Raw genomic sequence first — 10,236 nt, 5'->3', positions numbered from 1 at the left:
TTGTATGTCGATTGGACAGTTACTTTAGTTTAGGGACAAACATATCTGATGTCTTTGTCCCAGGGATTAGTGTAGCAGATGCTCTTTCAACAGCTCTAGCGCATGTGCGTAGCCCTTCAGGCCCTCGCCGGTGATGGTGGCGAAGCAAGCTAGGCGTGCATAGCTCACCTGGCGGAAGTCTTCGCGCGTCTCTACGGCGCTGATGTGCACCTCGACGGCAGGGATGGCAACGGCCTTGAGGGCGTCGAGGATCGCGACGCTCGTGTGCGTGTAAGCCGCCGGGTTGATGACGATGCCGTCGACCTTGCCGTAGGCCTCTTGGATCTTGTCGACGATGCTGCCCTCGTGGTTAGACTGGAAGACCTCGACCTCGTCGAAGCCCTGTGCAGCGCCCGCTTCCTGGCAGATCTGCACTAAGCGGTCGTAGTTGTCGCTGCCATAGATGCCCGGCTCGCGAATGCCGAGCATGTTGAGGTTGGGGCCGTTGATGACGAGTGCTTTCATGGTTGCTTCCTTTGCGATTGGAAAACCACCACAAAGGTGCCTGTCCCCTTTGTGGTGGTTTTGGTTAGAGAGCGGGTGGGAGGGTGTCGAGGATGGCACGGGCGGTGTTGGCGGCGCAGTCGCGTGAGTCGATGATGTAGTCGGCCCAGGTGCGGTAGCGCGGCATGCGCTGCTCGGCCAGCTTGTCGATGCCGTCGCGGGCGGTGATAGGGCGTCCCTTGTGGGCGAGTTCGTCGAGCTTGCGATTGAGCATCAAGATCTGGCTGTTTTGGTGCAGCAGCGGGTAGTTCTCGTCGCGTGTGACCACGCCGCCGCCGGTGGAGAGCACCAAGCCGCTGCGCTTGGAGATGTCGGACAGAGCCACCGTCTCCTGCTCGCGGAAGGCCGCCTCGCCGCGCTCGACGATAAAGTCGGCGCAGGGCATGTCGAGGCGTTCCTCGAGGGCGCGGTCCAGGTCGATGTGCTCGCGACCCGTGAGCAGGGCAATCTGCTCACCCACGCGGGTCTTGCCCGAGCCCGGCATGCCGATCAGCGCGATGTTCTGTTCGCGGCGTGACAAGCGCTCCGTTACATCCAGGATGCGCTTGCGCGGGGTGACCTGGCCGGTGTAGCGCTCAACAGCCTGTGCCGCTTGGGCCACGAGCATCAGCAGACCGCCGATGCAGGGGATACCGCGGCGCTCGGCCTCGAGCATGAGTCCCGTGCGGGCGGGGTTGTAGACAATGTCGATGACGCCCTCGAGCGCATCGAGCCCTTCGAGCGTGCAAGGCGCGTCGGGGCAATGGGGGAACATGCCGGCGGGCGTGCAGTTGACGAGCAGGGCGGCGTCGGATTGCTGCGCGATGTTGCCGTAGTTGACCTCGCTTGTGCGGCCCACGGGCACCACGGTGGCGCCCAGGTCGCCGAGTACCATGCTTGCCGTGGTGCCGGCGCCGCCGGTGGCTCCGAGCACGAGAGCCTTCTTGCCGGCAACCTCAACCCCCAGCTCCTCGACCAGGCACTGAAAACCAAAGTAGTCGGTGTTGTCGCCGCGCAGGCGGCCGTCGGCTAGGCGCGTGATGGTGTTGACGTTGCCCATGCGCTCGGCGAGCGGGCTCAGCTCGTCCAGGTAGTTCATGACGGCGCGTTTGTAGGGGATGGTCACGTTGGTGCCTTCCCATTCTTTACCCGTCATAAAGGCCGCGAGGTCCTCGGGCTCGCGCTCAAATCGCACGTAATCGAGCCCAGCGAGCTCTTTGTAGATGGTCGGGGTGTAGCTGTGGCCCAGCACGCGGCCCAGCACACCGTAGGGGCGGGTTGCGGCGGTATCGGTCATCTAGAGCACCTCCGTGTAGCTGCCAAAGTAGGTGAAGCTCTCGCACACGTCGTCGATGGAATCGAGCAGGTCGTCGAGGGCCTTGCTGCCAAAGGGGCAGTCCAGATCAAAGTAGAACATAAACTCAAAGTCGCGGCCGGGGATGGGGCGGCTCTCGAGCTTGATGAGGTTGATGTTGAGTGCGTAGAAGCGCTCGAGCACGCGATAGAGGGCGCCCGGCTCGTTGGCCGTGGTGATCATGAGCGAGGTGCGATTAGCGCCGGGGTAGACGCGCGGCTCGCGGCTGATGACGACAAAGCGCGTGTAGTTGTTGTCCGAGTCTTGGATATTGGGCTCCAGCACCTCGAGGCCATACAGCGTGGCACAGCTGCGCGAGGCGATGGCGGCGACGTCGGTGCGCTCGGAGTTGGCGACCATCTCGGCCGACATGGCCGTGTTGGGGTACTTGGTGGCGTGCAGGCCGTGGGACTCGATAAAGCCGGCACACTGGGCAATGGCTTGGCCGTGGCTGTAGACCTCGCGTATGTCCGCGAGCTTGGTGCCGGGCTTGACGAGCAGGTTGTGGTCGATCTTGAGGCGCAGCGAACGCACGATATGGAAGTCGAACTGGGCGAGCAGGTCGTAGACGGCGTTGACCGAGCCGGCGGTGGAGTTCTCGATGGGCAGCACGCCAAACTCGCAGAAGCCGTCGCGCACAGCGCGCATAACGCCTTCGAAGGTCTCGAAAAACGCGATGTCGGGCACGTCGAAGAGCTTGCACGCGGCGATTTGACTGTAAGCGCCCTCAACGCCCTGGCAAGCGACGGTGGCAGTTTGAGGGAAGGGCGTGTCGGAGGCTGCAGCCGTGGCGTGGGCCTTTTGCGAGACGGTGATGCCCTTGAGTTCGTTGATGTAGCGCTGCTGCTCGGCCTTGCTCATGCTCATGAGGAGACGAAACAGGGTGATGGTCTGCGCCTCATAGCGCTCGGGCGCGCGGCTGGCGAGGTTGTTGAGTTTGGAGCGCTCGCGGGCGGGGTCGAAGACGGCCTTGCCCATCTTGATTTTTGACTTGGCGACCTCGGTGGCAATGTCCATGCGCTCGATAAAGCTGTTGAGGAGCGTGGTGTCGATGCCATCGATGGTCTGGCGGATGTCAGCAAGGTCCATAGGGACCCCTTTCGTGAATCATTGCCCGGGGTGGGCGGGTTAGCGCTGGGCGGCGTCCTCGAGGAGGGCGTCCCAGATGGCGAGCGCCGCGGCTGCTTCGGCTACGGGGACGGCTCGGGGGACGATGCAGGGATCGTGACGACCGTGGACCGAGAGCTCGGCATTTTCCATGGCGTCCATGTCTACGGTCTGCTGCTCGCGGCCAATAGAGGGTGTCGGCTTTACGGCCATACGCCACATGACGGGCGCGCCGGTGGAGATGCCGCCCAGAATGCCGCCGGCGTTGTTGGACTCGACTTCAATCTCGCCGGTCTCGGCGTCGATGCGATACGGATCGTTGTTCTCGCTGCCGCGCATGGCGGCCACGGCAAAGCCCATGCCAAACTCCACGCCCTTTACGGCGGGAATGCCAAACGCGATTTGCGCGATGCGGTTCTCGATGCCGTCGAACATGGGGTCGCCGATGCCCGTGGGAAGCCCGTAAATGCCGCACTCCACGATGCCGCCGATGCTATCGAGCTCGTCGCGCGCGGCTAGGATCTCCTCGCGCATGCGGCCGGCTGCGGCGGCGTCAATGCAAGGCAGGTCGTTCGAAAGGATCGCCTTGCGGTCGGCCTCGCGATAGACCATATCGTCCATCGGCAGGTCGGAGATGCCGCCGATCTGCGCGACGTGCGCCATGACCTTGATGCCACGGGCCTCGAGCGCCTGCAGCGCGATCCCGCCGGCGATGCATAAGGGTGCCGTTAGGCGGCCGGAAAAATGCCCGCCACCAGCGACATCGTGCATGTTGTGATACTTCACACGCGCAGGGAAGTCCGCATGTCCGGGACGGGGCTTGCGGCGCAGCTCGGAGTAATCATTGGAGCGCGTGTTGGTGTTCTCGATAATCGCGGCGATGGGCGCGCCGGTGGTATGTCCATCGACAACACCGGCGATGATGTGGGCGGCGTCGGCTTCGCGGCGTTTGGTCGCGGTCTCGTCGCGACCGGGGGCGCGACGGTCGAGGAAGGCCTGCAGCTCCTCCTGGTCCACGGCGATGCCCGCCGGGATGCCATCGAGCGAGCAGCCGATAGCGGGGGAGTGCGATTGGCCGAAGATGCTTAAGTGCAAGACGTTGCCAAAGGTCGAGGACATGCTATTCCTCCTCGAGTGTGACCTTGCCGCCCAGCAGGCGGTAGTGGTCGAAGAAATCGGGATAGGACTTGTTGACGGCCTCGGCGCCGTGGATCACGACCTCGCCGGTGGCACGGCTCGCGGCGATGGCGGCCATCATGGCGATGCGGTGGTCGTTGTGCGAATCGACCTCGCCGCCGGTAAAGGCATCGACACCCTTGATGATGAGGTCGTCACCGGCAATGCGCACCTGCGCGCCCAGCGCGGTGAGCTCGCGGGTGGTGGTGGCCAGACGGTCGGATTCCTTGATGCGCAGACGGGCGCAATCGCGGATAAAGGTGCGGCCCTGTGCCAGCGAGGCCACGGCCGAGATAACGGGCACCAGGTCGGGAATGTCGTGGGCACTCATCTCAAAGCCGGCGAGCTTGTCGGACTGCACGGTGGCGGCGTTGGTGGAGCGCACGATGCGGGCACCAAAGCGCGAAAGCGCGGCGAGCACGTTGCGGTCGCCCTGTGCGGAGCTCAGCGACACGCCCTCGACGGTGATGGGGTCGGTGCCGATGGCACCGGCGCACAGCCAAAAGGCGGCGTTGGACCAGTCGCCCTCGACGGCTACGCTGCCGGGCGTGCGGTACGAGCCGCTGCTCACGCGGAAGTTCGTGACCTCGGGCTGGCCGTCCTTGGCCGGAATGCGCTCGACGTTGACCTCGACGCCAAAGGCCTTCATGGCCTGGATTGTCAGGTTGATGTAAGGGCGGCTCTCGATGAGGCCGGTCACCTGCACGCAGGAGGGCTGGGCCAGCAGCGGGGCTGCCAGCAGCAGGCCGGAGATATACTGCGAGCTCACGTTGCCCGGCAGCACGAAAGTGCCCGGGCGCATGCGTCCGCTCGTCTTGAGCGGAAAACCGCCCAGGCCCTGCAGGTCGCAGCCGGCGGCGATGATCTCGTCCGAGAGCGGGGACAGCGGGCGGGCGCCTAAGCGTCCCTGACCCATAAAAGTTGCTTCTGCGCCCAGCGCGCAGGCGACGGGCAACATAAAGCGCAGCGTGGAGCCGCTCTCGCCGCAGTCGAGCGTGCCACCGGCAAGGGCCTTGAGCAGGCCAAATTCAATGCTCTTCATGGTGGGGTGGACCTGGAAGCCGTCCTCGACGGTCTCGATGCGAGCACCCAGGGCCGTAAGGCAACGCACCGTAGCCTCGATGTCGGCGCAGGTGGTGTTACAGGCGACGTGTGTCTCGCCGTTGGCAAGCGCAGCGCAGATGATGAGACGGTGCGCCATCGACTTGGACGCGATGGCGGGAACGGTGCCCTTAAGCGGGGACGGGGTGATGCGGGCTAGCATGCGGATGCGTCTCCCTTCTGGCCGAGGCCCTCGGCAATGAGTTCGTGGAAAGTGGAAAGCGGCGTGCGGTCGATGCTGCAGCGGCCAATGCCGTGCGGAATCACCAGGTCGATGGTGTCGCCCGCGCGCTTCTTGTCGTGGAGCGCCTCGGCAAAGACGGCATCGGCATCTAGGTCGCAGCGGGTCTTGAGGCCATGGCGGGCGCAGAGCTCCTCAATACGACCGGGCAGTGCAGCATCGCAGGCGCCGTGCAGGGCCGCGGCGCGCGTGATGATGCCCATACCGATCGACACGCAGTTGCCGTGCCCGAGCTCAAAGTGCTCGCAGGCTTCGACGGCGTGTCCGGCGCTGTGTCCAAAGTTGAGCAGCTTGCGCTGGTTGGTTTCGTGCTCGTCGGCGACGACCACGGCGCGCTTGATGTCGATGTTGCGGGCGATGATGAGTGCTACGCGGGCCACATCGCGGTTGAGCAGCTCCAGCGTGAGCGGGGTCTTCTCCAGCTCGGCGAAAAGCTCCGGGTCGGCGATCACGGCGTGCTTGACGACCTCGCCGCAGCCGTCGGCGAACTGCTCGGGCGTGAGGGTGGCCAGGCACCCCACGTCAGCGATAACCACGCTCGGCTGCCAAAAGGCGCCGGCCAAGTTCTTGCCGGCAGCCAGGTCGATGGCGGTCTTGCCGCCCACCGACGAATCCACCATGGCGAGCAGGCTCGTCGGGATCTGCACAAACTTGCAGCCGCGCATGTAGGTGGCGGCCACAAAGCCCGCCACATCGCCCACGACGCCGCCCCCGAGTGCCACGATCACGTCGGAGCGCGAAAGCTCGTGCTCGGCCACAAACTCCAAAATGGCAACATAGGTTTCGGCGCGCTTATGGGCCTCGCCGGCCTCGAAGGTGCAGATGCTCACCTCGTAGCCTGACGCCTCCAGGCTCTGCTTAACGGGCATCTGGTAGAGCGGGCCCACGTTGGTGTCCGTCACGATGACGGCCTTGGCGCCGCCGGCAGTGGCGCGCACGAGCGGCCCCGCCTGCTCCAGCAAAAACGTGCCAACATGCACCTGGTAGGGGCGTGCGGTGTCGATATCGATGGTAATCGCCATAAGCTTCGGTCCTTTCGACCTGGCGTGATAGGTGGTCTAGTGGGAGGCCTCGTCGTCGAGCGCGCGCTTGATGCGGTCGCCCTCGGCAAGGAGATTCTCCAGATAGCGTTGGTCGCGGTCCTTAAGGGCGCGGCTGTAGGCGCCAAGCGACTCGATCAGGTGGTCGATCTCGAAGGCGAGCGCATTGGCGTCGTCGATCATAAGCTCGGACCACATCTGAGGATTGAGGTGCGCCACGCGGGTGAGATCGCGGTAGCTTCCGGCCGAAAAGCCGTGGTGGACCTGGGCGGTGGGGCTCTTGACGTAGGCGTTGGATACCACGTGCGCAAGCTGGCTCGTGAAGGCGATGACGCGGTCGTGTTCGGCGGCGCTGGTCACGCTGAACTTGCCAAAGCCCAAGGGGCGCACCATCTCGCGCACCTGGCCCAAAAGCTCCAGCTTGAGCGCATCGTCCACCGCGGGTGGCACGAGCACGAGCGGGGCGCCCTGGAACAGGTCGGCACGGGAGTGAGCGTAGCCTGAGAACTGGGTGCCCGCCATGGGGTGCGCGCCCACAAAGTAAAAGCCGTGCTCGCGGGCAAGCTCAAAGGCGCGCTCGCACACAATGCCCTTGACGCCCACGGTGTCGATCACCACGGGACCCATGATGGCGTCGGTGTCGGTGGCGTCGGCGAGTGCCTGGGCATGCGCCTCGAGCCATTCGATGCATGCCTCGGGATAGCAAGCCAGGACGATGATGTCGCATTCGCCGAGTGTCTTGCCGTTGAGCTCTCCGGCGACAGTGCCCATGCTGGCGGCCGTCATGACATCGTCATCGGGGTCCCAGGCCAGCACGCGGACGCCCGCCTGCGCATAGCCGCGGGCAAAGCTACCGCCGATGAGGCCAAGGCCGACGATGCCGGCGCACTTGGGGCCGCCCTGGTTAACGCGCGCGTTTCTCACCGTACCCATGAGCTACTCCATGGTCTCTTGGCAGACAACCTCGCGGATGGCTCGGATGCGGCGCATGGTGTCGTCGAACTGATCGGGGGTGAGGGCCTGGGCGCCGTCGGACCAGGCGCGGCTCGGCTCGTCGTGGACCTCGATCTCCAGGCCGTTGGCACCGCAGGCGGTCGCGGCGAGCGCCATGGGCTCAACGTAGCGGGTGTAGCCGGTGGCGTGGCTGGGGTCGGCGACGACAGGCAGGTGCGACAGGTGGTGCAGCACCGGCACGGCGTTGAGGTCGAAGGTGTTGCGGGTGCGGGTCTCGAAGGTGCGGATACCGCGCTCGCAAAGGATGACGTTGTCGTTGCCCTCGCTCATGATGTACTCGGCTGCCATAAGCAGCTCATCGATCGTGCCGGACATGCCGCGCTTGAGCAGGATCGGGGTCTGGGTCTTGCCGACCTCCTTGAGCAGGGGGAAGTTCTGGGCGTTGCGGGCGCCGATCTGCATGACGTCAATCTTCTTGTCAAGGAAGACCTGCACGTCGCGCGGGTCCATGATCTCGGTGACGATCGGCATGTCGAGCTCGGCAGACGCCTCGCATAGCAGGTCCAGCCCGGCGGGGCCCATACCCTGGTAGGCGTAGGGGGAGGTGCGGGGCTTGTAGGCGCCACCGCGCAGCATCGTGGCGCCGGCGGCCTTTACGCGGCGTGCGATGCGGATGAGGTTCTCGCCCTCGACGGAGCAGGGGCCGGCGATGACCTGGAACTGGTCGCCGCCGATCTTGACGCCGTGGCCGCAGTCGATGACGGAGTCCTCGGGGTGGAACTTGCGATTTGCGCGCTTGAACGGCTCGGAGACGCGCTGCACGCGCTCGACGACATCCATGGACTCGAGCAGGAACGGGTCGATCTTGGTCGTATCGCCCACCAGGCCGATAATCGTCTCGTTCTCGCCGCGCGAGACGTCGGTCTTCAGGCCTTTTTTCTCAATCCAGCTGACGATATGGCTGACGGCCTCGTCGCTGGCGCTCTGCTTTAGAATTGCAATCATGGTGTGCCTCTCACCTCGATGGATAATTTTTGCAAAAACGGCCCGCATTGCGAGCCGTGTATATATGGTGCATGAAAGTTTATACTATCTGACTCGCTTTTGCCTTCTAAAGTGGGCCGTTGCACCGCGTCTCCCACGTAATTGCAAAGCTTTTTCTTTTATTTTGATAGCCCGTGGTGCACTTGGGTATAATGCCAAACGTTGGCCCTATTAGCTCAGGGGATTAGAGCGTCTGCCTCCGGAGCAGAAGGCCGTTGGTTCGAATCCAACATGGGGCACCATCGAACGTAAGACCGTCCGAACCTCGCATGGTCCGGGCGGTTTTTCTTATACCGACGCGACGTGATGGGACGTGGTATGGCAGCAACGGATATCGAGCGCGGACTCTCGACCGCCGAGGTCGAGGAGCGCATCGCCGCCGGTAAGATCAACCGCAACATGGAGCTCAAGACCAAGTCGGTCAAAGAGCTCATCATCGAGAACCTCTGCACGTTGTTCAATTTGATCAACGTGATCTTGGCGTTCCTGGTCATTTTGACCGGTTCGTTTAAGAATCTGACGTTCCTGTTCGTGGTGTTCCTCAATACCGCTATTGGCGTCATCCAGTCCATGCGTTCCAAGAAGATGGTCGATAAGCTCACGCTGCTGACCTCCAAGAAGGCCATCGCGGTGCGCGACGGCGCCGAGGTGGAGCTCGACCTGGACCAGATCGTGCTCGACGACATCATCCGCCTGGGGCGCGGCGACCAGATTCCCGCCGACGCCGTGGTGGTTTCGGGCGAGGCGCTCGTGAACGAGAGTCTGCTGACGGGCGAGAGCGACCTTATTAAGAAACAGCCCGGTTCCGAGCTCATGAGCGGCAGCTTTATCGACTCGGGCCTGCTGCGCGCCCGCGTGATCCATGTCGGCGCCGACAACTACGTGGCCAAAATTAATAACGAGGCCAAGTACGTCAAAAAGGTTAATTCCGAGATCATGAACGCGCTTAACGCCATCGTTCGCTTTGCGAGCATCATCATGATCCCGCTCGGTTTGGCGTTGTTTGCCTCGAGTGTGAGCGAACTGTGGGATGCCGCGGGAACCCCGGGCGATAGCGCGCTTTCGTGGTGTTTCTCCGAGCTGTTGGCTGGTCATGTGCCTTCGTCGGCGCTGCTGTCCACGGTGGGCGCCCTGCTGGGCATGATCCCGCAAGGCCTGGTGCTGCTGACCTCGTCGGTGCTCGCCATCGCCACGGTGCGCCTGGCTCGCCGCAAGGTGCTGGCGCAGCAGCTCTACTGCATCGAGACACTCGCTCGCGTCGACGTGCTGTGCCTGGACAAGACGGGCACCATCACGTCGGGCCGCATGGAGGTCGAGGGCACGTATCCGCTGCCGGTTGAGGGCGTGAGCCTAGGCGCCGGCTCGGACGAGGCGGCCGTTCCCGTCGATACCACGGTGCTCGATTTTGCGCTGGCTAACGTCGCGCGTGCGACTTCGGCCGATGCCAACGAGACCTGCCAGGCGCTGCTCAACTATTACGCCGATCGCCCGGTCGAGGTGTCTGAGCCGCTGTCGGTCATTCCATTCTCGTCGTCTAAAAAATGGAGTGGCGCTTCGTTTGCGCAGGGCTCCTATGTGATGGGTGCGGCGCAGTTTGTGCTCTCTGATCGTGTTTTTGCCCAGGTCGAGAACCGTGTCGCCGAGCTTGCCGATACCTGCCGCGTGCTCGTGGTGGCGCGCGTGGACGGCTTTACGCC

The 10,236-nt window shown here is 63.8% G+C and carries 9 protein-coding genes and 1 tRNA gene; 2 read left to right on the top strand and 8 right to left on the bottom strand.

Going from position 1 to position 10,236, the window contains the following annotated elements; genetic code table 11:
- Nucleotides 1–66: 66 nt before the first annotated feature.
- The 8 genes from aroQ to aroF form a co-directional block, all read right to left on the bottom strand.
- Nucleotides 67–504, bottom strand: a complete 438-nt coding sequence (aroQ, locus tag ABHR76_RS08505) for a type II 3-dehydroquinate dehydratase (protein WP_346977358.1) — start codon at nt 502–504, stop codon at nt 67–69.
- Nucleotides 505–568: 64 nt separating this feature from the next.
- Nucleotides 569–1,819, bottom strand: coding sequence for a shikimate kinase (locus tag ABHR76_RS08500; protein ID WP_346977357.1), 1,251 nt, complete (start codon nt 1,817–1,819; stop codon nt 569–571).
- On the bottom strand, nt 1,820–2,965 hold the full coding sequence (gene pheA / locus ABHR76_RS08495; protein WP_346977355.1) for a prephenate dehydratase: 1,146 nt from the start codon (nt 2,963–2,965) through the stop codon (nt 1,820–1,822).
- Nucleotides 2,966–3,004: 39 nt separating this feature from the next.
- The gene (gene aroC, locus ABHR76_RS08490) at nt 3,005–4,102 is read right to left on the bottom strand and encodes a chorismate synthase (protein WP_346977353.1); all 1,098 of its coding nucleotides are present in this window, start codon (nt 4,100–4,102) and stop codon (nt 3,005–3,007) included.
- A 1-nt stretch (nt 4,103) separates the two neighbouring features.
- Complete coding sequence (gene aroA, locus ABHR76_RS08485) at nt 4,104–5,423, bottom strand: 3-phosphoshikimate 1-carboxyvinyltransferase (RefSeq protein WP_346977352.1); 1,320 nt, start codon at nt 5,421–5,423, stop codon at nt 4,104–4,106.
- Nucleotides 5,417–6,523, bottom strand: coding sequence for a 3-dehydroquinate synthase (gene aroB, locus ABHR76_RS08480; RefSeq protein WP_346977350.1), 1,107 nt, complete (start codon nt 6,521–6,523; stop codon nt 5,417–5,419). The genes aroA and aroB overlap by 7 nt, the downstream gene beginning before the upstream one ends.
- Before the next feature lie 36 nt (nt 6,524–6,559).
- The gene (locus ABHR76_RS08475) at nt 6,560–7,474 is read right to left on the bottom strand and encodes a prephenate dehydrogenase (RefSeq protein ID WP_346977348.1); all 915 of its coding nucleotides are present in this window, start codon (nt 7,472–7,474) and stop codon (nt 6,560–6,562) included.
- Nucleotides 7,475–7,477: 3 nt separating this feature from the next.
- On the bottom strand, nt 7,478–8,500 hold the full coding sequence (aroF, locus tag ABHR76_RS08470) for a 3-deoxy-7-phosphoheptulonate synthase (RefSeq protein WP_022094767.1): 1,023 nt from the start codon (nt 8,498–8,500) through the stop codon (nt 7,478–7,480).
- 204 nt (nt 8,501–8,704) lie between these two features.
- Here aroF and ABHR76_RS08465 point away from each other — a divergent pair.
- Together ABHR76_RS08465 and ABHR76_RS08460 are read left to right on the top strand one after the other, a co-directional pair.
- A tRNA-Arg gene (locus tag ABHR76_RS08465) sits at nt 8,705–8,781 on the top strand.
- A 76-nt stretch (nt 8,782–8,857) separates the two neighbouring features.
- Nucleotides 8,858–10,236, top strand: a 1,379-nt coding sequence (locus ABHR76_RS08460; protein ID WP_488212534.1) for a P-type ATPase actuator domain-containing protein, incomplete at its 3' end; no start/stop codon positions are given.

Source organism: Collinsella aerofaciens, from assembly GCF_039752985.1.
Taxonomy (GTDB): domain Bacteria; phylum Actinomycetota; class Coriobacteriia; order Coriobacteriales; family Coriobacteriaceae; genus Collinsella; species Collinsella aerofaciens_BT.
The sequence above is the reverse complement of the archived record's forward strand: the minus strand, read 5'-3'. Positions and strand labels throughout refer to the sequence as shown.